Origin of the sequence: Francisella uliginis, from assembly GCF_001895265.1 — a bacterium.
Classification (GTDB): Bacteria; Pseudomonadota; Gammaproteobacteria; order Francisellales; family Francisellaceae; genus Francisella; species Francisella uliginis.
The window spans coordinates 1,937,013-1,962,556 of record NZ_CP016796.1 but is presented as its reverse complement, the minus strand read 5'-3'; the positions used below and the strand labels follow the sequence as shown (position 1 = coordinate 1,962,556).

The window sequence follows — 25,544 nt, the reverse complement described above, 5'->3', positions numbered from 1 at the left end:
TATTATAGCTACAGTTATTAAAAATTAATCAAAATATAAGACTTTAGAAATGCAAAATTAATTTAAAGTTAGATGAGAGAAAACTAAGTAATTACTTGTAAAATAAAATACTTAAATCGCGGTTCATATCTGCACTATCTTATTTACATAATAAGAGTTTTAACGCATAATTTTCTAAATTAATTACTAATTTTTTAACGTATATGCAAAAAATAACAAAAGTTGGTTTTACTATATGGTTCATGTGTGCATTCTTTTATGCTCTTGAGTTTATTGTAAGAGCTTCTGGAAATTCCTTATATAACAGTTTTATCATTGCACCATATGACTTAAGCCCAGAGCAAATCAGTATTTTTAGTTCAGCATTTTATTGGGCATATGTAGCTTCTCAACTACCTGCTGGAATTTTGATTGATAAGTTTGGTATTAAGAAAATTATGTTAGTCAGCACTTTTCTTTTTTCTGTTGGTGTTTTTATTGCAACAAGAGCTACATCTCAAGAGTATCTAGTTTTATATAGAGTTTTGGCAGGTATTGGTGGCGGCTTTGCTTTTTTATGTGCATTGAAAGCAATAGCAATATGGTTACCAAAGAGAACATTTCCATTATTTACAGGTGCTACGCAAATGTTAATGTATGGAGCTGGTACAATTACAGGTTTACCGTTAGTTATTTTGGCAAACCATTATAGTGTCCAAGTAATTATGTCTGTTATTCTAATAGTTTCAATATTACTTTTTCTAAGTGTAGTATTTTTTATACCATCTAATGAGCTACATGATCAAAAAGATACGGATGAGCTAGCAGATACACATACAAAAATAGAAGATATCCCTATTGTTTTCAAAATTAAGCAGATTTTACTTAACGGATTTTTTTGCTTTACTATCTATGGCACGACAGCTTTATTTGCTGACTTGTGGAGTTATAGGTTCTTAAGCTTAGATGGGTATCCTACTGAGTATGCTGGATTAGCTTCATCAATGATATTTATTGGAATTGCAGTTTTTAGTCCACTTTGGGGAGTTATTGCAACTATTTTAAATAAGCAAAAAATCCTACTAACTATCGCTTCAGCTCTTGGATTTTTTATAGTTACAGCTATTGTGTATATGCATCTTAATCCAGTCATAATGTGTGTTTTATGTGTTCTGTGGGGAGGGATGCAGGCAGTTCATGTACTGAATTTCACAATATTGAGAGCACATATTAGTCCACTATATATTGCAACAGGTCTTGCTATGGTTAATCTTTTTATTCCTTTAAGTGGAGCAGTGTTACAGCCATTTGTAGGATATATGGTGTCATTTTTAGAAAAAGCAGGTTTTGGGCACTTATCATCTTTTAAATATGCTTTGTTAATTCTACCTATACTAATGCTGTTATCAGTTATATTGTCTCTTTTTATTAAGGAGAAAAAAGCTTAAAATGTATTTTAATCCGTTGTAATTTTTAAAAGGAATATTAAGTTATGTCAAAAGAGTTTGTTTTAGCTGTAGATCAAGGCACAACTAGTTCACGTGCTATTATTTTTGATAAAAAAGGAAATATAAAAAAGATCGCGCAAAAAGAGTTTACGCAAATATATCCTAAGAGTGGTTGGGTTGAGCATGATGCCATGGAAATATGGGGAACTCAAAGTGGGGTGATGCGTGAGGCTTTAGAATTTGGTCGAGTTAAGCCAGAACAAATAGCTGCTATAGGTATAACTAATCAACGTGAAACTGTTGTTGTTTGGGATAAGGAAACGGGTGACCCTGTTTATAATGCAATAGTATGGCAATGTCGTCGTACTTCAGACATTTGTGATGAAATTAAAAAAGAACCTGAACTAGTCAAGTATATAAAAGAAAATACTGGACTTGTTGTTGATGCATATTTCTCTGGAACTAAAGTTAAGTGGATTTTAGATAATGTTGAAGGCGCTCGAGAAAAAGCTAATGCTGGTAGACTCTTAATGGGTACTATAGATACTTGGCTTATTTGGAATCTAACTAGAGGTAAGGTTCACGCAACAGATTATAGTAATGCTTCACGCACAATGCTATTTAATATTAATACTTTAGAGTGGGACAAAAAAATCCTTGAGTATCTAGATATTCCTGAATCAATGTTACCAGAAGTTAAAAACTCTAGTGAAGTTTTTGGCGTGACAGATAATCATACTTTAGGCGGTGCTGAGATCCCTATAGCTGGTGTGGCGGGTGATCAGCATGCAGCTTTATTTGGACACTGTTGTTTTGATAAAGGTATGGCTAAAAATACTTATGGAACAGGCTGTTTTGCGCTGATGAATGTTGGCGATAAACCAGTATTTTCTGATGCAGGACTTTTAACTACTATTGCATGGGCAGAGGATGGCAAGCCAACTTATGCTTTAGAGGGAAGTGTATTTATTGCCGGAGCAGTTATTCAATGGATAAGAGATGGCTTAGGGCTAGTGCGTTCAGCTGAAGACAGTGAGTACTACGCAACCAAGATTGACTCCACAAATGGTGTATATCTGGTACCAGCTTTTGTAGGGCTTGGTACACCATATTGGGACATGTATGCACGTGGGACAATAGTTGGTATAACTAGAGATACTAAGCGTGAGCATATAATTAGAGCAGCGCTTGAAGCGATAGCATATCAAGCAAAAGATGTACTTGATTGTATGAAAGAAGATACAGGTCTTGATTTAGCAGGTTTGAGAGTTGATGGTGGGGCAGTACAAAATAATTTCTTAATGCAGTTCCAATCTAATATTTTACAATCTGAAATTTCAAAACCCAAAATTAATGAAATCACTGGTTTAGGCGCAGTTTTCTTAGCTGGTTTAGCTGTTGGTTTCTGGAAAGATAAAGAAGAACTTAAAACTATTCTAACAACAGAGAAAACTTTTGAACCACAGATAGGTCCTGAAACAGTAGCTCATGATTATAAAGGTTGGAAAAAAGCAGTTGAAAGAAGTAAGGCTTGGGTAGAATAATAACATGCAAGATAATTACGATATTATAATAATTGGAGGTGGTGCAACTGGTTTTGGTTGTGCTGTAGAGGCAGTTTCTAGAGGTTATAAAACATTGCTTTTAGAAGCACATGATTTTGGTAAAGGTACTTCTTCGAAGTCCACGAAACTTATTCACGGTGGTTTAAGGTATCTAGAGAATTTTGATTTTGCTTTAGTTAAAGAGGGTTTAGAAGAGAGATTTTCATTTTTACATAATGCACCTCATTTGACACATAGACAATCTTATCTTATACCGACACGTAGTTATTTTGAAACTATCAAATATACTATAGGTGTTAAGTTATATGAGTTTTTATCAGGTAAATACAAGATTGGTAAAAGCTATAATTTGAACAAAAAGCAAACTTTAGCAGAGTTACCAAATATCGAAGACTCGAAACTTAAAAAAAGTTTAGTCTATTATGATGGTCAGTTTGATGATACAAGACTTCTAGTTTCTTTAATGAGAACTTTTGAGGCAAAGGGTGGTGCAGCATTAAATTACCATAGAGTTGAAAAAGTATTTAGCTCAACAGATTCAAAATTAGATACTGTCAAAGCAGTTGATACTTTAAGTGGTGAGCAAAAAGAGTTTACAGCAAAGCATATTATTAATGCTACAGGCACATTTACAGATAAGACAATAGATCTTGCTAATCAACAGGATTCTCATAAGTACGTGTCAGTGGCACAAGGAACACATATTGTTTTTGATAGGAATAAGTTCCCTACCGAGCATGCAATTTTGATCCCAGAAACAGATGATGGTCGTGTACTGTTTATTTTACCTTGGCATAATCATTTGATAGTTGGCACAACTGATATTAAAAAAGAAGCTCCAAGTATTGAGCCAAGAGCTGAAAAATCTGAGATTGATTTTATACTTGAGACATTCAATCAGTACGCTAAAGAAAAAGCTACTGTTGCAGATATTAAGTCAGTATATTGTGGTCAGCGTCCACTAGTTTCACCAAAAAATGCTAAAAATACCGCAAAAATATCACGTAAACATGAAGTAGTCGAATCAAAAGATGGTTTGATTACAGTTGTTGGAGGTAAGTGGACTATCTTTAGAAGAATGGGGCAAGATGTTATTGACTATATTGAGTCTAAAAAGATAGCACAAAAGATATCAAAAACTTCTGATGAATTACTTGTAGATGCTATAGATTCTAAAGAAACTTATCCTTTGAGGGTTTATGGTAAAAATGTTAATAAGATTAAAGATATTCAAACAGAAATTGATAACTCTGAGTTACTGCATAAAGACCTACCATACTATCAAGCCGAAGTTATCTATCATGCTAGATATGAAAAGGCTAAGACTGTTGAGGATGTATTAGCTCGTCGAACTAGAGCAGCATTTTTAGATATTAAGGCTAGTCTTGCAGTAGCTCCTATAGTTGCAAAACTAATGGCAAAAGAACTTGGTAAAGATAGATCATGGCAAAATCAGCAAATAGAGGCGTTTAAAGAGTTTGCTAAAAATTTTGATGTTAATGAGTTATATAGGTAGAAGCTGAGTATGTTAGAAGCATGTATCGCAGAATTTATAGGAACTATGCTGCTTATCCTTTTAGGTAATGGGGTGGTTGCAGGTGTAGTTTTAAATAAAACAAAATCACATAATGGTGGTTGGGTTGTTATTACTTTTGCATGGGGGTTAGCAGTTTTTATAGGGGTTTTGGTTGCAGGACCTATTAGTGGAGCTCACTTAAATCCTGCGGTGACTTTAGCATTAGCTTTGGCCGGTAAATTTTCATGGACTTGGGTTATCCCATATATTGTCTCACAGATTCTTGGAGCAATGTTTGGTCAGCTTTTAGTTTGGACTATGTATTATCCTCATTACTCAGCAACAGATGATACCGATCTAAAGTTGGCAACTTGTTGTACTGCTCCAGCTATAAAATTTATCCCATCAAATTTAATTAGTGAGATTGTGGGCACATTTGTATTGATCTTTGCAATATTGACAATGCATGGGGTTGTGGTTCACTCTGGAGATTCTAGTTTAACTACTGCTTATCCTGTTGATATGGGAGCTCTAGGTGGGATTCCTGTAGCATTTGTTGTAATAGCAGTTGGGATGTCTTTAGGAGGTACTACTGGTTATGCAATAAATCCAGCTCGAGACTTCGGTCCTAGGTTATTTCATGCTATTATGCCAATACAAAGTAAAGGTTCTTCGCAATGGGGCTATGCTTGGGTTCCGGTAGCTGGTCCAGTGATTGGAAGTGTAATTGCTACAGCTTGTTATCTAGTATTAAAGACAAAAGGGGTTTTTTAGGAGAGTATATAAAATGTGTAATCTTGGCTTTGTTTTAGTGCCTCTTGCCGATCCTTTTAGACTGACAGGGCTGTTTATTTTGTTTTTGTGTTGGTATGTTCTCCGCCAAATCGTTATTAATCAAAAAAAATGGGATGCATTATTTTGGTTATTTTTTGCATCATTTTTAGTTAGTTTAGTCAGTTATGGATATCTAAAGAATCACCTTTATGCTGAGAATATTTTTTCTTATGATGTTATTATCTATTGTGCTGTAGTTATTGTTGTTTGTGGTTTACTTTTTTCAAAAAACAGGCACATCAATTTTGAAAATAACCTTATGAGTAAGCGAGCAATATTTCTATTTATAACATTTGTTGGCTTTGCACTTTTGTATGTTTTGACTTTAAACTTTGATTTTAATTGTAGTACTACTCCTTATTTGGTATTTATAATACTACTCCAAATAATTGTTTATCCTTTACTTTTGTTGTTTGGGATAATAGCTTTTTTATATCGTTTTTCAGCTTGTTTTGCTGTGTTTATGGCAGCTATGGCATTATTTTTGGTTGAATGTGCTTTATTTATAGTTGATTCTATAATTAATTCAGCTAGTTATGGGATATTGCTGACAAGGTTATTTTTCTGCCTGATATATTTTATTTATGGAAGTGTATCGATTTATATTCTAAATGAGTGTAGGATTTCTGTAAGAAAAAGTTAGTTATATAAATGTTTTAAGATTATTTATAATGAAGTATATTTTTTTATAGATAATCTCTAGTAAAACTAAAAGGAGCCTTTGAGGTATGTGTAAGTTAGGTTTTGTTCCAATATTGCTAGATGATCTTCTGAGACTACTTGTTTCAATTTTTTTATTTATTTGCTGTGCTATTCTGGGATATATCTTCACTAAAAAGAAATCGTGGGATATTCCTTTTTGGATATTCTTTGCACTATTTTTATTTAGCTTGGGTAGTTACGGTTATGTAGTCCATCATATTTATTTAGAAAATACTTTCTCGTATGATGGCTTTATATCTGGTGCAGCATTTATAACAGTCTGTGGTCTTTTATTCTCAAAGCATCGTTATATTGATTTTACTAACAAGCTTTTTAGTAAAAAAGCCCCCATATTATTTGCAACATTTTTTGTTTTTGCTTTCATTTATGTTTTAACAATAAGGTATGATCCTGAATGTCAGGTTTTTCCGCATGAATTATTTATAACAATCTTACAAATAGTTGTTTATCCTTTATTGTTATTATTTGGGATTTCAGCATTTTTATACAGGTTCTCTATTTGTATCTCTATTTTTGCTATTAGTATGGCATTATTCTTAGTTGAGAATGTATTATTTATACTTCATGCGTTGATTTCTAGAATAACGCATGAACAATTACTAGAAGAGGTTACTTGTGCATCTATATCTGTTATTTTAAGTATTATAGCTATATATATACTTACTCACTCAAAAAAAGTTTATAAGGAGAGACTAAATGCAAACAATTAATACAGGGGGATCATTTTTAATGAATGTTTTTATTGCAATAATAATTCTAGTAGCAGGCTTTTTTGCTTCAAAATATGTTAGATCTCTAACTTATGAGTTCTTAAAAGAATATGATAATACTGTATCACAGTTTCTAGCAAATTTAATATATGCAATATTTTTGATTCTAGTTGTTGTTATAGCGTTAGCAAAGCTGGGAGTTCCGATATCGCCTATAACAGGAGTTTTAACAGGTATTGTTTTTGGTATTTCAATGTCTTTGAAAACATCTTATAGTATAGTTGCTTCTGGTATTATGCTTGCTTTTAGTAAACCTTTTGAGGTAGATGAGAAGGTTGATCTTGGAGGAGTGACAGGTACAGTTAAATCTATAGGTTTTTTATATACTAAACTTGCCGATGAAAACGGTAATGAAGTTGTTATTTCAAACAGTATGGTTATGTCTAGAGTTATTACAAGATTTACAGAATCTGAAAAGTAATGCAAAAAAACTTTTTTTCTACAGATAAAAGCCTCTACCTATCAAATGGTCAAAAAATACTTCTTAATGATCAGCAATTAGAAGCAATTAATCAGATTAAGAAATTCTTAAAAAGTCAGGATAGTTATTTTTTACTTTCAGGGTTTGCTGGCACAGGTAAGACAACAGTTGTAAAAAAAATTCTTGATGAATATCCTAAAAAGTCAGTTGTTTCAGCACCAACGCGTAAGGCTAATGCTGTTATATCTCAAGCAACAGTTTCTCATGGCTACACAATACACTCGTTACTAGGATTGCAACCAGATATTAATCTTGAAAATTTCAATCCTAATGATCCTGTGTTTGGGCAGATAAAAAAAGCTTCGATAGGTTATTATGACTTTATAGTTATTGATGAAGCTAGTATGATTAATAAAGATTTGCTTGATCTTATTACTGAAGAATTGCGAAGTTCATCAAAAGTTTTATTTTTAGGAGATGAAGCGCAGATTCCTCCAGTTGGTGATAAATCAAGTCCAGTTTTTGATTTAAAGAATAGGTATAATCTCACTACTTTAATGCGACAGGGTGAAGATAATCCATTAGCAGAATTGAGTCAAAAGTTAAGAGATGCTGAAGAAGATCTTCCTCGTTTTTTAGTTGAACGAGAAACATTGTTAAATAACTCTGATGAGGGAGTTGTTTTTAAGTCATCTAATGAAAGCTTTCGTGAAGAGCTAAAACGTGTTTTTAGCTCAAACTTTGCGAAGACAGATCCTAATTATGCAAAACTAATAGCTTGGCGTAATAAAACAGTAATGCAATCTAACCTTATTATTAGAGAATTGGTCTTCGGGAAAGATGCAAAGCAACTTGAAAAAGGCGATGTTTTAACGGGATATCGCGCGGTCAAAGCAAAACAAAGAGATGCTTTTTTGATTAATAATGGTGTGGATTATAAAGTTGTAGATGTTTCTAAAAAAATGAAAAATGCTAATGGAATATATGGTTATGATGTAAAAGTATTAGAAAAATCCAGAATATTTAAAGGTTTTGATGAAAAAAATATGTTTATTGTGGATGTTCAGGATTCTAGCAATTTACATGATTATGCAGAAATTCATGATGCTTTACTAGCGCAAGCAAGAGGTGATAGGAAGTGGAGTGCTTACAATAGTTTTCGCAGAGATAATGTTTTGATGAAAGATATAGGACGTTATAGAGACGGAAGCCTGAGGGAGAAAAACTGCTGGATAAGGAAAGATTTGGATTATGGTTTTGCTATAACAGTACATAAGTCTCAAGGTTCAACATATAAGAAAGTTTTTGTCTTATTAAAAGATATCCTTTTAAATAAAAATATTGCTGAAAGAAATCAAATTTTATATGTTGCTATGACAAGACCACAAAAGTTATGTGTGGTGCTATAAAAATTTCAGTTTAGGCTTTACATTTGAATATGCTCATAGTAAGATATGCTTAGTTTTTTGTAAAAGTAATTTCTATAAAAAACAATTATAGAATTAAGTACAAAAAAACTTGATTTTTGCTCAAATAAACTTTATAGTTATCTAAAAGTTTTAGGGGAGGGATTCCCGAGCGGCCAAAGGGATCAGACTGTAAATCTGACGGCTCAGCCTTCGCAGGTTCGAATCCTGCTCCCTCCACCATGCGGGTGTAGTTCAATGGTAGAACTTCGGCCTTCCAAGCCGATAGTGTGGGTTCGATTCCCATCACCCGCTCCACCTAAATCTAAATTTTTATAATATGTGAATTAAAAGCTCGCATGGCTCAGATGGTAGAGCACTCCCTTGGTAAGGGAGAGGTCACCAGTTCAAGTCTGGTTGTGAGCACCATGATTATGGTTTTTTGTTTTTGTTGAAAAAATGGAGTAAAAAATGGCTAAAGAAAAATTTGAACGTTCGAAGCCGCACGTAAACGTAGGTACAATTGGTCACGTGGATCATGGTAAAACTACTCTTACTGCTGCTATCACTAAAGTTATGGCTGAGAAAAACGGTTCTGCTGCTAGAAACTTTGATGAGATCGATAACGCACCTGAAGAAAAAGCGCGTGGTATTACTATTAACACTTCTCATGTAGAGTATGAGTCTCCAAGCAGACACTATGCTCACGTTGACTGTCCAGGACACGCGGACTATGTTAAAAACATGATTACTGGTGCTGCTCAAATGGATGGCGCTATTCTAGTATGTTCTGCTGCTGATGGACCTATGCCACAAACACGTGAGCATATCCTACTTTCTCGTCAGGTTGGTGTACCATACATTGTTGTTTTCTTAAACAAGTGCGATATGGTTGATGACGAAGAGTTATTAGAGCTAGTTGAAATGGAAGTTCGTGAACTTCTTGATCAGTATGAGTTCCCTGGTGACGATACTCCAATCGTTATGGGCTCTGCTCTTAAAGCTTTAGAAGGTGAAGAGCAATACGTTGAGAAGATTGTTGAGCTAGTTGCTGCTATGGATGACTATATCCCTGCTCCTGAGCGTGATACTGATAAGCCATTCATTCTTCCAATTGAAGATGTATTCTCAATCTCAGGTCGTGGTACTGTTGTAACTGGCCGTGTTGAGCGTGGTGTTGTAAACGTTGGTGATGAGGTTGAAGTTGTTGGTATTCGTCCGACTCAAAAAACTACAGTAACTGGTGTTGAGATGTTCCGTAAGCTTCTAGATAGAGGTGAAGCTGGTGATAATGTTGGTATCCTAGTTCGTGGTCTTAAGAGAGATGATGTTGAGCGTGGTCAAGTATTATGTAAGCCAGGTTCAATTACTCCGCATACTAAGTTTGAAGCTGAAGTATATGTTCTTTCAAAAGAAGAGGGTGGTAGACACACTCCTTTCTTCAAAGGATATAGACCTCAATTCTACTTCCGTACTACAGATGTAACTGGTGCTGTTGAGCTTCCAGAAGGTGTAGAGATGGTAATGCCTGGTGATAACATTAAAATGAATGTTACACTAATCGCTTCTATCGCTATGGAAGAAGGTCTACGTTTTGCTATCCGTGAAGGTGGTAGAACTGTAGGTGCTGGTGTTGTTGCTAAAATTATCGAATAATAGGTGATTTTAATTTAGGTCAGTAGTTCAATTGGTAGAGCAGCGGTCTCCAAAACCGCAAGTTGGGGGTTCGAGTCCCTCCTGGCCTGCCACACATAATTAAGGCGGTGTTGTAGATTTTGCAACATCGCCTTTTTTATTTCTTGATATTATATTCTCTGTGTGTTATTTTATAGGCTACGTTTATAAATTCCCTATGTTTAAGTTACTCTTTTTAAAGGATTATTTTTGTGAAAAAGAATCAAAATTTTAATAATAATAAAGTTTGGATTAGTGGGGCGACAAAAACTGCTGAAGTAGAGAAGATCTCTAAATCCAAGAATACTCTTCTGTGGGTTGTAGCTGCTGCAATAATAGTTTTTGGTGTTGTGATTACTATGTATTCAGACATCTTAGGTGCTGCATATAGTACTTTTAATACACCGTTGGTTGTTGTTGTGGTTTTGCTTGCATTAGTGGTTGCAAGATTTACAAACCAAGGACGTCGTTTTTGGGCGTTTTTCCAAGCATCTAAGCTTGAGTTAGCAAAGGTTGTTTGGCCAACTCGTAAAGAGACTATGACAATTACGGCTATGGTTATAGCTGTTGTTATAATTTTTGCACTAATAATATCTTTATTTGGTGTTATATTTGAAAGTTTTATTCAATATTTTCTAGGTTAATAAAAAAGGTATAAGTATGCTTTGGTATGTTGTGCAAGTGCACTCTGGTTATGAAAAAAGAGTAAAGACTCAGCTTGAAGAGAATATTGAAATAGCGGGTCTACAAAAAAGTTTTGGTAGGATTTTGGTTCCTACAGAAAATGTTGTTGAAATGAGGGGTGGTCAAAAACGTAAGAGTGAAAGAAAATATTTTCCTGGTTATGTTTTGATTGAAGCAGATTTAACTACAGAAGCGTGGGATGTTATTAAGGCAGTCCCTAGAGTGTTGACTGTGGTTGGTTCAAGAGGTAAGCCTATTCCATTAAGTAAGCCTGAAGTTGAGAGAATTTTAGGATTTATGGAAGGTGGTGAAGCTGCGGTTGAGCCTAGATTAAGAAAATCATATCAAGTTGGTGAAGTTGTTAGAGTTCTTGAGGGGCCTTTCAATGACTTTACTGGAGTTGTAGAAGAAGTTAACTATGAGAAATCAAGATTGAGAGTCGCAGTATCTATATTTGGTAGATCTACACCTGTTGAACTTGAGTTTTCACAAGTTGAAAAAGAATCTTAAGAATTATCTTAAGATAGTAGGGAGCTTATTTTATATAAGTGTTATTAACCTAAATTGGAGAAAAAAATGGCTAAGAAAAAAATAGAAGCTATTATTAAGTTGCAAGTAGCAGCTGGAAAAGCAAACCCAAGTCCACCGATTGGTCCTGCATTAGGTCAGCACGGTGTTAACATCATGGGTTTCTGTAAAGAATTTAATGCTAAGACACAAGGTATGGAGCCAGGTATGCCAATCCCTGTTGAAATATCTGTATATAGTGATCGTAGCTTTACTTTTGAAATGAAGACGCCACCAGCTTCTTTCTTAATTAAGAAAGCGGTTAACGTTAAGTCAGGTTCATCAAACCCATCAAAAGATTTTGTTGGAACTATTACTCGTGAGCAATTAGAAGAAATTGCTAAAGTAAAAGATCCTGATCTAACAGCTGCTGATATGGATGCGGCTGTAAGAATTATTGCTGGTTCTGCTCGTAGTATGGGCGTAAAAGTAGAAGGGGTTGAGTAATGGCTAAAATTTCAAAAAGAATGAAAAATATTGCAACTAAGATAGATGCAGAAAAGAAGTATCCTGTAGCAGAAGCTTTTGAGCTTCTAAAAGAAGTATCTTCAGTTAAATTTGTTGAGTCTATAGACGTTTCGGTTGCTCTTGGTGTTGATCCGCGTAAATCTGATCAAGTTGTAAGAGGTGCTTCTGTACTTCCTAATGGTACTGGTAAAACTGTTAGAGTAGCAGTTTTTGCTAAAGGTCCAGCTGCTGAAGCAGCTAAAGAGGCTGGTGCTGATGTTGTAGGTATGGAAGATCTAGCTGATGACGTTAAAAAAGGCAATATGGATTTTGATGTTGTGATCGCTTCTCCTGATTCTATGAGAGTTGTTGGTCAGTTAGGTCAAATCTTAGGTCCTAAAGGTCTTATGCCAAACCCTAAAGTTGGTACTGTAACTATGGATGTTGCTAAAGCTGTAACAGATGCTAAAGCAGGTCAAGTTAGATATAGGGTTGATAAGGCTGGTATTATACATACTACTATTGGCAAAGTTAATTTCGACACAGATGCGTTAAAGCAAAACTTAGAACAGTTATTAACTGATCTTAAAAAAGCTAAGCCTTCAGTATCGAAAGGTGTATATCTGAAGAAAGTTTCTGTATCTAGTACTATGGGTCCAGGAATTGGTGTTGACTTTTCAGATTTAAATATATAGAATACTACTTTGCAATTTCTTTGGGTTGTATGAAAATACAACGATCAAAGACCGTAGGAGCTAGGCTCGCCTAGCTTAATAGTTATCCTACGCAGACGATGTTGACAACCTTTTTGGTCTAAATATCGTGTTAAATTAAATAAAGTGTAGACAATAAATAAGGAGTCGATATGGCACTTAGAATAGAAGACAAGAAAGCAATTGTCGCTGAAGTTGCTGAAAATGTCTCTACAGCATTGTCTGCAGCAGTTGCAGATTACCGTGGCTTGACTGTTAATGAAATGACTTCATTAAGAAAACAAGCGCGTGAGTCTGGAGTTTATTTAAGAGTTGTTCGTAACAACTTAGCACGTTTAGCAATTAAAGGAACTGATTTTGAGTGTCTTGGTGATGCTCTTAAAGGTCCTCTAGTTCTTGCTCTTTCTAAGGATGAGCCAGGTGCGGCAGCTAAGCTATTTAAAAACTTCCAAAAAGACCATAATGTCTTTGAAGTTAAAAATTTAGCTATGTCTGGTGAACTGTTTGGTCCTGAAAAGTTAGATGACTTTGCTAAGCTTCCTAGTAGGGAAGAGGCACTTGCTACATTACTTAATGTTATGCAAGCACCAGTTACTAAGTTTGTTCGTACTCTTAATGAGATTCCTTCTCAAGCTGTACGAGTATTTGCTGCTGTTGGAGATAGTAAATAATTGCACTGGCTTTTTAGAAAGCTGAAAAAAAGAATTAATTGTTAAATAAATAGGAGTTATAAAATGTCTATAACAAAAGAAGATATCCTAAATGCTGTTGCTGATATGAGCGTAATGGATGTATGTGATCTAGTTAAAATGATGGAAGATAAATTTGGTGTTTCTGCTGCTGCTGCTGTTGCTGTTGCAGGTCCTGCTGCTGGTGGCGAAGCTGCTGCTGCTGAAGAGAAAACTGATTTTGATGTAGTTTTAACTGATGCTGGTTCAAACAAAATCGCTGCTATTAAAGCAGTAAGAGCTGCTACTGGTTTAGGTCTTAAAGAAGCTAAAGCTGCTGTAGAAGGTACACCTTTCACAGTTAAAGAAGCTGCTGCTAAAGAAGAAGCTGAAGAGCTTAAAAAACAACTTGAAGAAGCTGGCGCTAAAGTTGAGCTTAAATAATAAAATTCTAAAAAATAATTTTTAGAAACTTAAGACTAGTGGTCAATTTTGGCCCCTAGTCTTTCTAGTATTGAAAGATACATAGATATTGGCGCAAATATACTCATATTTGCTTTTTATTTTGTGTAAACAAAATCTTAGGGATGTTTTTGATGTCTTACTCATACGCTGAGAAAAAAAGAATTCGTAAAGAGTTTGGGGTTCTTCCTCATATCTTAGATGTACCATATTTGCTTTCGATTCAGACAGAGTCTTATAAAAAGTTTTTAAATGCTAATGAAGCTAAAGGTAGGCTTCATTCTGGGCTTGAATTAGTGCTAAAGCAATCTTTCCCAGTAGAAAGTAAAAATGGTCAATATGAACTTCATTATGTTGATTACCAAATAGGTGAGCCTAGTTTCGATGAAACAGAGTGTCAAGTGCGTGGTGCAACTTACGATGCTCCGTTAAATGTTAAATTAAGGTTAGTTGTATATAATAAAGAAGCTCTTCCAACAGAAAAAATAGTAGAAGATATTAGAGAAGAGTATGTGTACATGGGTGACATTCCATTGATGACAACAAACGGTACGTTTATTATTAATGGTACAGAGAGAGTCGTTGTATCCCAGTTACATAGATCACCTGGAGTCTTTTTTAGTAAAGATGATTCAGAAGAAGGTGCATTTTCGGCACGTATTATTCCATATAGAGGATCTTGGCTTGACTTTGAGTTTGATGCAAAAGGCATTGTATGGGCTAGAATTGACAGAAAAAGAAAATTCTGTGCAACAGTTATTTTAAAAGCTCTTGGATATTCACAAGAGGAAATATTAGAGAATTTCTCAGATAGTAAAACTATCACATTTAATAGTAAAGGTTTTGCCCTTAAGTTAGATGATTTACCTAGCATGAAAGGTGAGCTTCTTAAATTTGATATCGTAGATGATCAAGGCAAAACAATAGTTAAGAAAAATAAAAAACTTACATCTAGAGATATCAAGAAAATCAAAGATGCAGAGATTGATTCAGTTGCTATAGATTTTGATCTAGTAAGTACTCTTAGAGTAGCAAAAGATATTGTTAATGAAGCTACTGGTGAAGTTATAGCTTATGCAAATGATGATGTTACAGAGAGCTTATTAGAGGCATGTGTTGGTGTTGGCATGCTTGAGCTAGATGTTATCGATTTTATAACTACTGAAAAAGGTAGATATATTTCTGATACTTTAAAATATGATTTAACAAAAAATACTGATGAAGCATTAGTTGAAATTTATAAAGTACTAAGACCTGGTGATCCTCCAGCAGCAGCTTCAGTTAAAGCATTGTTTGAAGGCCTATTCTTTATCGAAAGTAGATATAGCTTATCTGATATTGGTAGAATGAAGCTAAATGCTAGATTAGGCTCAGATAAAGTTTCTAAAGATGTTTATACTTTAGAAAATAGTGATATTGTTGGCGTATTAGAAGAGCTAATTAATATCCGTGACGGTAAAGGTAAAGTTGATGATATCGATCACTTAGGTAACAGACGTGTACGTTCTGTTGGTGAGATGGTTGAGAACCAATTTAGAATAGGTCTTTATCGTGTAGAAAAAGGTATCCGTGAAAGTATGTCTTTAGTACATAAGGATAAGCTTATGCCTAAAGATATCGTAAACTCTAAGCCGATTACAGCTGCGATTAAAGAGTTCTTTACATCTGGTGCGTTATCGCAATTTATGGATCAAGATAACCCATTATCAGAAGTTACACACAAGCGTAGAATTTCTGCATTAGGTCCAGGTGGTTTATCACGTGATAGAGCTGGTTTTGAGGTTCGTGACGTTCACGCAACTCACTATGGTAGATTATGTCCGATTGAGACTCCAGAGGGGCCAAACATTGGTCTTATCAACTCATTAGCTAGTTATTCTAGAGTCAACGATTTTGGTTTCTTAGAAGCTCCATACAGGAAAGTTGTTGATGGTAGAGTTACGGATGAAATCGAGTATCTATCAGCTATCGATGAAGATAACTATGTAATTGCACAAGCTTCTACTGAACTTGATAAAGATAATCACTTTGTTGAAGATCTTATTCAATGTCGTTCAGGTGGTGAAGCAATATTTACAGAATCTAGCAGAGTTCAATATATGGATGTTTCTGCTAAACAGATGGTTTCAGCAGCAGCAGCACTAATACCTTTCCTAGAGCACGATGATGCTAACAGGGTATTAATGGGTGCGAACATGCAACGTCAGGCTGTACCAACCCTTAAAGCAGATAAGCCTTTAGTTGGTACTGGTATGGAGAAGATCGTTGCTAGAGATTCTGGTAACTGTATCATTGCTAGAAATGCTGGTGAAATTGCTGAAGTAGATTCAAATAGAATCGTAATTAAGGTAGATACTGACAAGTCTAAAAACAATAAGTTAGTTGATATCTATAGCTTAACTAAATTCAAGCGTTCAAATAAAAATACTTGTATTAACCAGCGTCCAATAGTTAACGTTGGTGATAAAGTTGAAGCTGGTGATATTCTAGCAGATGGTTTTGCTACAGATTTTGGTGAACTATCTCTTGGTCATAACCTAATGGTTGCTTTCATGCCATGGAATGGTTATAACTTTGAGGATTCAATCTTATTATCTGAAAGAATAGTAAAAGATGATAAGTATACAAGTATACATATTGAAGAATTTACTTGTGTGGCTCGTGACACTAAGCTTGGCCCTGAAGAGATAACTTCAGATATTCCTAACGTAAGTGAGTCAGGTTTAGCTAAGCTTGATGAGTCTGGGATTGTACATATTGGTGCTAATGTTGAAGCTGGTGATATTCTTGTAGCTAAGATTACACCTAAAGCTGAGCAACAATTAACACCAGAAGAAAGACTTCTAAGAGCTATCTTTAATGAAAAAGCTTCAAATGTTGCTGATAGTTCATTAAGAATGCCAAGTGGTACTTCTGGTACGGTTATCAATGTTCAAGTTTTTGAAAATGATAAAGGTGGTAAGAGCTTAAGAGCACTTCAGATAGAGAAAGAGCAAATAGATAAAGCTCGTAAAGACTTTGATGAAGAGTTCGCTGTAATTGAATCTGTAGTTAGATCTTCAGTAGAAAATGACATTGTTGGTGCTAAGGTTCTAAAAGCTAAAGGTCTTAAAAAAGGTGCTGTTCTAACTAAGGAATTCTTAGAGAAACTTCCATTTGCTAAATGGTTAGAGATATCCTTTGAAGATGAGAAACTTAATGACAGAGTAGAAAAAGCTAAAGAGTATTATGACGAAGCAAAAATAGCTGTAGATGCTAAATTTGAAGTTAAGAAAAAGTCTATTACTCAAAGTAATGAACTATCTCCAGGTGTGCTTCAAACAGTTAAGGTTTTTGTTGCTATCAAGAAACGTATTCAGCCAGGTGATAAAATGGCTGGCCGTCACGGTAACAAAGGTGTGGTATCACGTGTATTACCTGTTGAAGATATGCCATATATGGAAGATGGTACTCCTGTAGATGTTTGTCTAAACCCTCTAGGTATTCCATCACGTATGAATATTGGACAGATTCTTGAGGCTCATTTAGGTCTAGCATCTTATGGCTTAGGTAAAAGAGTTGAGCAAACATTAGAGCAAACAAGAAAAGTAGCTGAGCTAAGAAAAACTTTAGAAGAAGTTTATAATAGTGTTGGTAATAAAAAGGTAGACCTAGAATCTTTAAGTGATGAAGAAGTATTAACTCTTTGTGAAAACTTAAAGGGCGGTGTACCAATTGCAACTCCTGTATTTGATGGTGCAAGAGAAGAAGATATCAAATCTCTACTAAAAATAGGTGGTTTTGCAAGTAATGGCCAGATGAAGCTTTTTGATGGCCGTACTGGTCAAGCATTTGATAGACATGTAACAGTTGGCTATATGTATATGTTGAAACTTGATCACTTAGTAGATGATAAGATGCATGCAAGATCAACAGGATCTTACAGCTTAGTTACACAGCAACCTCTAGGTGGTAAAGCACAGTTTGGTGGTCAAAGATTCGGTGAGATGGAGGTTTGGGCATTACAAGCATATGGTGCTGCTTATACACTAAGAGAAATGTTAACAGTTAAATCAGATGATATAGCTGGTAGATCTAAAATGTATAAGAACATAGTTGATGGTAAATTGACTATGAGTGTTGATGTTCCAGAATCATTCAATGTTTTAAGAAATGAAGTTAGAGCATTGGGCATAGATATGGATTTTGACCATTCATCTGAGGAAGAATAAGCTATCTTAAAAAGCTACTTATTTTTTGTTATTAAAATAAAAGTATAGGAGAGTTACCTGTGAATAACGGTATCCTACATCAAAATTACAATAGTAAAAAGTTTGATATTATTAAAATATCTTTAGCATCTCCAGAGGTTGTTCGTTCATGGTCTCATGGTGAAGTTAAAAAGCCAGAAACTATTAACTATAGAACATTTAAGCCAGAAAGAGATGGTTTATTTTGTGCTAAGATTTTTGGTCCTGTTAAAGACTACGAATGTTTATGTGGTAAATATAAGCGTTTAAAACATCGTGGTGTGGTTTGTGAGCGTTGCGGTGTTGAAGTTGAGCAAACTAAAGTAAGAAGAGAAAGAATGGGGCATATTGATTTAGTTTGTCCTGTTGTACATATTTGGTACTTAAAATCTCTTCCTTCAAGAATAGGTCTTTTCTTGGATATGCCTCTTAAGAATGTAGAAAAGGTTCTATATTTTGAGTCATATATTGTTACTGATCCAGGAATGACACCATTAGAGAAAAAGCAACTTCTTACAGATGAAGAGTATGCAGAAGCTCTAGAGAACTATGGTTATGAGTTTGAAGCATCTATGGGTGCTGAAGCTATTAGAGATCTATTATCAGATACAGATATTGAGTCTGAAATAGAAATATTACAAGAAGAATATGCACAAAGTAAATCTACAGCTAAGAAAGAAAAAGCAATCAAGAGATTAAGACTTCTTGAGACTTTCCAAGCTTCAGGTAACAAGCCTGAATGGATGGTAATGACAGTATTACCAGTTCTTCCTCCAGATTTAAGACCTCTTGTACCTATCGAAGGTGGTAGATTTGCAACTTCAGATTTAAACGATTTATATCGTAGAGTAATTAACAGAAACAATAGACTTAAAAAGCTATTAGATCTTAATGCTCCAGATATTATTGTTAGAAATGAAAAAAGAATGCTTCAAGAGTCAGTTGATGCATTATTAGATAATGGTAGACGCGGTAGAGCTGTGACTGGTTCTAACAAGCGTCCACTTAAATCATTAGCTGATATGATCAAAGGTAAGCAAGGTCGTTTCCGTCAAAACCTACTTGGTAAGCGTGTTGACTATTCTGGACGTTCTGTAATCACTGTAGGTCCATCTTTAAGGTTGCATGAGTGTGGTCTTCCTAAGAAAATGGCTTTAGAGTTATTCAAACCATTTGTATACTCTAAGTTAAGACTAGGTGGTCATGCTACTACTATTAAGCAAGCTAAGAGAATGGTTGAGCTTGAAGAAGCAGCAGTATGGGATATTCTAGAGATTGTTATTAATGAGCATCCAGTGCTTCTAAACCGTGCTCCTACACTACATAGATTAGGTATTCAAGCTTTTGAACCTAAGCTTATCGAAGGTAAAGCAATACAGTTGCATCCTCTAGTGTGTGCGGCATTCAACGCTGACTTTGATGGTGACCAAATGGCTGTACACGTACCTTTAACTGTTGAATCTCAGTTAGAATCACGTGTATTAATGATGTCTACAAACAACATTTTATCACCAGCATCTGGACAACCAATTATCACTCCTACTCAGGATATTGTATTAGGTTTATACTATATTACTAGAGAAAGAGAGGGTGCTAGAGGTGAAGGTAAGCTATTTGCTAGTTATGAAGATGTAAGCAGAGCATATAATTCAGGAACTATCGATATTCATGCTAAAATAAAGCTAAGAGTTGATAGACAAGTCTTTGATACTAAAGGTAATACTTATAATGAGAAAGGAGTAGTAAATACTACTGTTGGTAGAGCTCTTCTTCTTAATATATTACCTGAAGGCTTATCTTTCTCTTTACTAAATAAAGTTTTAGTTAAGAAAGAAATTTCTAAAATTATTAACCAAGCATTTAGAGTGTTAGGTGGTAAAGCAACTGTAGTTTTAGCTGATAAATTAATGTATGCAGGTTTCAAATACTCAACTCTATCAGGTATCTCTGTAGGTGTTGATGATATGACTATTCCTGATGATAAAGAAGCTAAAGTAGAAGAAGCTGAAAAAGAAATTAAGCATATTACAGAGCAGTATCAGTCTTCACTAATTACAGAGAATGAAAGATATAACAATATCATTAATATTTGGGGTAAAACTTCTGATGAGGTTGGAGCTTCGATGATGGATGCTATATCTAAAGATACAATCACTGTAAATGGTGAAACAAAAGACACAGAATCATTTAACTCAGTTTATATGATGGCTAAATCTGGTGCTAGGGGTTCTTATAACCAAATGAGACAGCTTGCTGGTATGCGTGGTCTAATGGCAAAACCAGATGGTACGATGATTGAAACTGCAATTACAGCAAACTTTAGAGAAGGTCTATCAGTATTGCAGTACTTTACATCTACTCACGGTGCTCGTAAAGGTCTAGCAGATACAGCTCTTAAAACAGCTAACGCAGGTTACTTAACTCGTAGACTAGTTGATGTAGCGCAGGATCTAGTTGTTATTGAAGAAGACTGTGGTACAGATGAAGGTCTAATGTTCTCAGCTATCGTTGAAGATGGTGAGGTTAAGGTTCCTCTAGTAGAGAGAGCTCTTGGAAGAACATTAGCAGCTGACGTTGTAACTGAGAAAGGTATTGTACTATTAGAGGAAGGTACTTTATTAGATGAAAATCTAGTTGAGCTACTTGATGATAATGGTATTGATATGATCAAAGTTAGATCACCAATTACATGTAAGACACGTAGAGGCTTATGTTCTAAGTGTTATGGTCGCGACCTTGCTCGTGAAAGACAAGTTAACGTCGGTGAGTCTGTTGGTGTAATCGCTGCTCAATCAATTGGTGAGCCAGGTACTCAGTTGACAATGAGAACATTCCATACAGGTGGTGCGGCATCTCTAGGTGTTACAGTTTCTGATATCAAAGTTAAAACTGCTGGTAAGATTAAGTTCAAGAATATTAGAACAGTAACAAATAAAGAAGGTCAAGAAATTGTGATTTCACGTGCTGGTGAAATTATCGTTTCTGATACTATGGGCCGTGTTAGGGAACAACATAAAATCCCTATGGGTGCAAATGTTCCTTTGGCTAGTGGTAAAACTGTAGAGATCGGTGATGTAATCGCTACTTGGGATCCACATGCTCAGCCATTAATCACTGATATTGCTGGTAAAGTGGTTCTTGAAGATGTAATAGATGGTATAACATCTAAGCATACTTATGATGATCTAACTGGTCAGCAAACTATTGAGATCACTTCTATATCTCAAAGAACAACATCTAAGAATTTAAAACCTGTTGTTAAGATTGTTGATGAAAAAGGTAATGAACTTAAGTCAATATCTTTAGCAGTAGGTGCAGTATTAAGTGTTTCTGATGATACTCAGTTAGAGGTTGGTGATGTTGTAGCTAAGATTCCTCTAGAAGGGTCTAAAAACAAAGATATTACTGGTGGTCTTCCACGTGTTGCTGAGTTATTTGAAGCTAGACGTCCTAAGGAAGCTGCTGTACTTTCTCCATGTGATGGTATGGTTAGACTTGGTAACAGAGATACTAAAGAAAAACAAAGAATTGAGATTTTAGATAAGAATGGTCATATTGTTGAAGAAATTCTATTACCTAAATCTCGTCATTTAGTTGTTTTTGATGGTGAAAATGTTGTTAAAGGTGATGTTTTAGCAGATGGGCCTACTGATCCGCATGATTTACTTCAGTATAAAGGCTTAGAAGCATTTGCTGATTATATATTGATTGAGGCTCAGTCTGTATATCGTATGCAAGGTGTTGTAATTAACGATAAGCATATTGAGACAATCGTTAGACAAATGCTAAGAAAAGCTATTGTAATTGATGAAGGTGATAGTAAGTTTGTTAAAAATGAAAATATCGAACTTGTTAGAATCTTAGAAGAAAATGATAATCTGCGTGAGCAAGAAAAGAGAGAGGTTGAGTTTGAGCTTGTACTTATGGGTATCACAAGATCTTCTCTATCTACGGAATCATTCTTGTCAGCAGCGTCTTTCCAAGAGACAACAAGAGTTCTTACTGAAGCTTCTATACATTCTCAAGTAGATCAATTAAGAGGTCTTAAAGAAAACGTTCTTATCGGTAGACTAATACCAACAGGTACTGGTTTAGCAGTAAGAAAAGAATCTAAGAAGATTGATAAAATAAGAGAAGAGCTTGGTGTTGAAGATGGTATAGCATTTACTGATGCAGCAGCAGCTTTCAATATTGAAGAAACTACTACTGAAAATATCAAACCTCAAGAAAGTGAAAAAGATATCAATGAAGATATTGAAGAGTCTTTAAGAAATGCTCTAGAATCATTAGACTTCTAAATTTGTTCTATATTACTTTCTATCTAAAATAAAATTTTATTATTCAAACATTTTAAATTATAATATAAGCCATATTGTACTTATTAATACTTGTGGTAAATGTTTAGTATGTTAGCAAAACTCTTCTGGCAGATATTTTTTGGAATAGTTATAATTCTCATAGTAGTGCTATCTATATTGAATACTGATAGAGTAAGTTTTGATTATATTTTTGGAACTACAACACTACCGCTTATTGTTTTAATGTCGATAGCATTTGTTCTTGGACTCATATTGGGATCATTTATAACAAAATTTATCCAAATAACTAAAACAAGTGGTGGCACTAAGAAGTAATGCTTGTTTTAGGTATCGAAAGTTCATGTGATGAAACAGGGCTTGCCATTTATGATTCATGTTCTAAAAGAATAGTTGCTGATGCTTTATATAGTCAAATAGACCTGCATAAGGAATATGGTGGAGTTGTTCCAGAATTGGCATCACGTGAGCATATTGCAAAGTTAAATGTTCTTGCTAAGCAATTGTTTCTAGAATCAGGGCTTAGTTTCGATGATATAGACTGTATAGCTTATACAGCAACACCAGGATTGGTTGGTGCACTTATGGTTGGTGCAACTTTTGCTAAGACTTTAGGCTTTATTCATGATATTGATACGGTGGCTGTTCATCACCTTGAAGGACATTTGCTTTCACCTCTTTTAGATACTGATAGTGAGATTGAGTATCCTTTTGTTGCTTTGCTAGTCTCAGGAGGTCACACTCAATTATTTGAAGTTAGAGGTTTTGGTCAATATAGCTTACTTGGAGAATCAATAGATGATGCTGCAGGTGAAGCATTTGATAAGACAGCGAAGCTCTTAGGTATGGCCTATCCTGGAGGAGTTGAAGTTGCTAATTTAGCAGATAAAGCAACAGATAAGAAAAAATATCTGTTGCCAAGGCCTATGAAAAATAAGCCAAACCTTGATTTTAGTTTTAGTGGCTTAAAGACAGCGGTGTTAAATACCTGGTATTCAGAAGAGGATAAATCTCAAGAAAATAAGGCAAATCTTTGTTATGCCTTTCAAGATGCAGCTATAGATGTTCTAGTCTCAAAGTGTAATAAGGCTTTGAAACAAACAAAAAATAAAAGATTAGTGATATCTGGTGGCGTTAGTGCAAATAAATTATTACGTCAAAGATTAGAAAAATTATCAAAAAATAATAGTTATCAAATATTTTTTCCACCAATGAAATATTGTACAGATAATGGTGCTATGATAGCCCTTGCTGGTGCTTATAGGTATGATAATAGCTTTAAGGATTCTAACTTAGAAATTGATGTTAAAGCGAGATCGCCAATTTAGGCATATATAAAGGGCTATCTAAAAATATCAATGTGTGGTATAATGCAATCGTAAATTAAAAAGTTTTCAACATTCACTTAAAGTGGATTCAATACAAAAAGGGATAAAAAGGTTCTAAATGAGTAATAAAAAAGAGATCTATGAAATAGATCAAACTATAGAAAAAGAAGGTAGCATCGTCTGGAAAAGTGTTTTTGGACTACTGATTATACCTTTGTTTGCCGCAATAGTGATACCGTGGTACGGTATGACATACGGCTTTGTAACATCTGATTATGTTTGTCTTGCTATATTTTATGCTATAACTGGTATCAGTATTACTATGGGTTACCATAGATTATGGTCGCATAAGACATATAAGGCTAATAAGTTTGTAAGTTATTTTTTACTAGTTTTTGGTACTGCGGCACTACAAAACAGTGTGATACAATGGTCTTCAGATCATAGAAAACACCATAAAGATGTTGATGACCCTGTAAAAGATCCATATGCAGCTACTAGAGGTTTTTGGTTCTCGCACTTTGGCTGGTTACTTAGACATAATACTGCTGATGTTCAAGAAATCCGTGGTGTAAATGATCTTCTAAGAGATAAAGCTTTGGTGTTTCAACACAGACATTACACTATTTTAGCAATATTAGCATGTTTCGGTTTGCCTGCTCTAGCTGGGTTTATATTTGGCTTCCTAAGTGGTCATACTTTTACAGCTGCTTGGCATAGTGCTGTAAGCTTCTTGCTTTTAGGTGGTTTCCTTAGAGTTATACTTGTGCATCATGCTACTTTCTGTATTAACTCTCTGGCTCATACCATTGGTAAGAGACCTTATTCTAGAAAGAATACGGCTAGAGATAGTTGGATCACTGCTATTGTAACAGGTGGTGAAGGTTATCATAACTATCACCATGCTTTTGCTGGTGACTATAGAAATGGTATTAGATGGTTTGATCTAGATCCTTCTAAATGGCTTATTGCTGGTCTTGCAAAGATTGGATGGTGTTATGATCTTAAAACGACTCCTAAGCACTTGATAGAAATTGCAAAGGCTAAAGTTAAATTAGATGAAGCTTTAACTAAAAAGAATAAGACTTTCCATCTTGGCATAGAAGAGAAATATACTAAGCTTGTTGCTAACGTTAAAAATATGTATAACGCTAAGCAAGAATATCTTAAAGCTAAGAAAGAGAATGTTCTATCTAAGGCTGATATTAAAGCTATCAAGTCAAAATATAAAGATCTAAAAATCGAGTTTGTTGAAGCTAAGAAAAATTATAAGGCAAGTACTTTAGCTTAATTAATCAAATATATCTAATTCACCTATCTATTCTAATTGTTATTTTCCTTCAATTTTAAATCCATTTTAATGTATCTGTTAAGTCTCAGGTACTTATGATGAAATGTTAAGATAAATATATGCTAAACTTAGTTCGCAGTATCATATATTGTTAGCTATTTATAAAATTAGCTAAGTATTAAAATGATTATTTATCCTCACTAATTTGGTTTTTGTAATACGATTATTTTGAGATTAGACATATAAGCTTTATATTTACCATATAGATATTATTGTATAATTTTAATAGAAGGTATGATTGTTTGATCTTTAGAAATTGGTAGCTTTATATTCTACGACTACTTAAAAGAAGCAAGAAGATATTGCTTAAAAGGATTTTTATACTAATTTCCAACATAAATTTATACATCTTTACTTTACATTCTATACTTACTTTTTAGCTTTAAATACTTGCCAATAGAGTCATGCTATTAGCTAGATATGGAAAGCCCAAATTAGACACA

At 34.6% G+C, this 25,544-nt stretch carries 20 protein-coding genes and 4 tRNA genes; all 24 read left to right on the top strand.

Annotation, left to right across the window (positions count from 1 at the left end):
- Window positions 1–203: 203 nt before the first annotated feature.
- The 24 genes from F7310_RS09135 to F7310_RS09020 all read left to right on the top strand — a co-directional run bounded on the left by F7310_RS09135 (window position 204) and on the right by F7310_RS09020 (window position 25,041).
- A complete protein-coding gene (locus F7310_RS09135; protein WP_072713278.1) occupies window positions 204–1,427 on the top strand; it encodes an MFS transporter in 1,224 nt (407 codons plus the stop codon).
- Between the two features lie 44 nt (window positions 1,428–1,471).
- The gene (gene glpK, locus F7310_RS09130; RefSeq protein WP_072713277.1) at window positions 1,472–2,971 is read left to right on the top strand and encodes a glycerol kinase GlpK; all 1,500 of its coding nucleotides are present in this window, start codon (window positions 1,472–1,474) and stop codon (window positions 2,969–2,971) included.
- Window positions 2,972–2,975: 4 nt separating this feature from the next.
- A complete protein-coding gene (locus F7310_RS09125; RefSeq protein WP_072713276.1) occupies window positions 2,976–4,508 on the top strand; it encodes a glycerol-3-phosphate dehydrogenase/oxidase in 1,533 nt (510 codons plus the stop codon).
- Window positions 4,509–4,517: 9 nt separating this feature from the next.
- Window positions 4,518–5,282: an MIP/aquaporin family protein gene (locus tag F7310_RS09120; protein ID WP_072713275.1), complete on the top strand. Its 765-nt coding sequence runs from the start codon at window positions 4,518–4,520 to the stop codon at window positions 5,280–5,282.
- A 13-nt stretch (window positions 5,283–5,295) separates the two neighbouring features.
- Window positions 5,296–5,985 carry a hypothetical protein gene (locus F7310_RS09115; protein ID WP_072713274.1) on the top strand — a complete coding sequence of 230 codons (690 nt, stop codon included), beginning with the start codon at window positions 5,296–5,298 and terminating at the stop codon, window positions 5,983–5,985.
- 85 nt (window positions 5,986–6,070) lie between these two features.
- On the top strand, window positions 6,071–6,775 hold the full coding sequence (locus F7310_RS09110; protein WP_072713273.1) for a hypothetical protein: 705 nt from the start codon (window positions 6,071–6,073) through the stop codon (window positions 6,773–6,775).
- Window positions 6,762–7,256 (top strand): mechanosensitive ion channel domain-containing protein, encoded by a 495-nt coding sequence (locus F7310_RS09105; RefSeq protein ID WP_072713272.1) that lies wholly within the window; start codon window positions 6,762–6,764, stop codon window positions 7,254–7,256. The genes F7310_RS09110 and F7310_RS09105 overlap by 14 nt, the downstream gene beginning before the upstream one ends.
- Window positions 7,256–8,665, top strand: a complete 1,410-nt coding sequence (locus F7310_RS09100; protein WP_072713271.1) for an ATP-dependent DNA helicase — start codon at window positions 7,256–7,258, stop codon at window positions 8,663–8,665. The genes F7310_RS09105 and F7310_RS09100 overlap by 1 nt, the downstream gene beginning before the upstream one ends.
- Window positions 8,666–8,820: 155 nt before the next feature.
- Window positions 8,821–8,905, top strand: a tRNA-Tyr gene (locus F7310_RS09095).
- A gap of 1 nt (window position 8,906) precedes the next feature.
- Window positions 8,907–8,980: transfer RNA gene (locus F7310_RS09090), tRNA-Gly, on the top strand.
- A gap of 35 nt (window positions 8,981–9,015) precedes the next feature.
- A tRNA-Thr gene (locus F7310_RS09085) sits at window positions 9,016–9,091 on the top strand.
- A 42-nt stretch (window positions 9,092–9,133) separates the two neighbouring features.
- Complete coding sequence (gene tuf, locus F7310_RS09080) at window positions 9,134–10,318, top strand: elongation factor Tu (RefSeq protein ID WP_072713270.1); 1,185 nt, start codon at window positions 9,134–9,136, stop codon at window positions 10,316–10,318.
- A 16-nt stretch (window positions 10,319–10,334) separates the two neighbouring features.
- Window positions 10,335–10,410, top strand: a tRNA-Trp gene (locus F7310_RS09075).
- 138 nt (window positions 10,411–10,548) lie between these two features.
- Window positions 10,549–10,980 (top strand): preprotein translocase subunit SecE, encoded by a 432-nt coding sequence (secE, locus tag F7310_RS09070; RefSeq protein ID WP_072713269.1) that lies wholly within the window; start codon window positions 10,549–10,551, stop codon window positions 10,978–10,980.
- 16 nt (window positions 10,981–10,996) lie between these two features.
- Window positions 10,997–11,530 (top strand): transcription termination/antitermination protein NusG, encoded by a 534-nt coding sequence (gene nusG / locus F7310_RS09065; protein WP_084645230.1) that lies wholly within the window; start codon window positions 10,997–10,999, stop codon window positions 11,528–11,530.
- A gap of 66 nt (window positions 11,531–11,596) precedes the next feature.
- Window positions 11,597–12,034: a 50S ribosomal protein L11 gene (rplK, locus tag F7310_RS09060; protein ID WP_072713267.1), complete on the top strand. Its 438-nt coding sequence runs from the start codon at window positions 11,597–11,599 to the stop codon at window positions 12,032–12,034.
- Window positions 12,034–12,729, top strand: a complete 696-nt coding sequence (rplA, locus tag F7310_RS09055; protein WP_072713266.1) for a 50S ribosomal protein L1 — start codon at window positions 12,034–12,036, stop codon at window positions 12,727–12,729. Before rplK ends, rplA begins: the two co-directional genes overlap by 1 nt.
- Window positions 12,730–12,899: 170 nt before the next feature.
- Complete coding sequence (gene rplJ, locus F7310_RS09050; protein ID WP_072713265.1) at window positions 12,900–13,418, top strand: 50S ribosomal protein L10; 519 nt, start codon at window positions 12,900–12,902, stop codon at window positions 13,416–13,418.
- A 63-nt stretch (window positions 13,419–13,481) separates the two neighbouring features.
- Window positions 13,482–13,859 (top strand): 50S ribosomal protein L7/L12, encoded by a 378-nt coding sequence (gene rplL, locus F7310_RS09045; protein WP_072713264.1) that lies wholly within the window; start codon window positions 13,482–13,484, stop codon window positions 13,857–13,859.
- A 152-nt stretch (window positions 13,860–14,011) separates the two neighbouring features.
- A complete protein-coding gene (gene rpoB, locus F7310_RS09040; RefSeq protein ID WP_072713263.1) occupies window positions 14,012–18,088 on the top strand; it encodes a DNA-directed RNA polymerase subunit beta in 4,077 nt (1,358 codons plus the stop codon).
- 59 nt (window positions 18,089–18,147) lie between these two features.
- Window positions 18,148–22,404, top strand: coding sequence for a DNA-directed RNA polymerase subunit beta' (rpoC, locus tag F7310_RS09035; protein WP_072713262.1), 4,257 nt, complete (start codon window positions 18,148–18,150; stop codon window positions 22,402–22,404).
- 99 nt (window positions 22,405–22,503) lie between these two features.
- Window positions 22,504–22,740: a lipopolysaccharide assembly protein LapA domain-containing protein gene (locus F7310_RS09030; RefSeq protein WP_072713261.1), complete on the top strand. Its 237-nt coding sequence runs from the start codon at window positions 22,504–22,506 to the stop codon at window positions 22,738–22,740.
- Complete coding sequence (gene tsaD, locus F7310_RS09025; RefSeq protein ID WP_072713260.1) at window positions 22,740–23,750, top strand: tRNA (adenosine(37)-N6)-threonylcarbamoyltransferase complex transferase subunit TsaD; 1,011 nt, start codon at window positions 22,740–22,742, stop codon at window positions 23,748–23,750. The genes F7310_RS09030 and tsaD overlap by 1 nt, the downstream gene beginning before the upstream one ends.
- Window positions 23,751–23,868: 118 nt before the next feature.
- Window positions 23,869–25,041, top strand: a complete 1,173-nt coding sequence (locus F7310_RS09020) for an acyl-CoA desaturase (RefSeq protein ID WP_072713259.1) — start codon at window positions 23,869–23,871, stop codon at window positions 25,039–25,041.
- Window positions 25,042–25,544 lie beyond the last annotated feature (503 nt).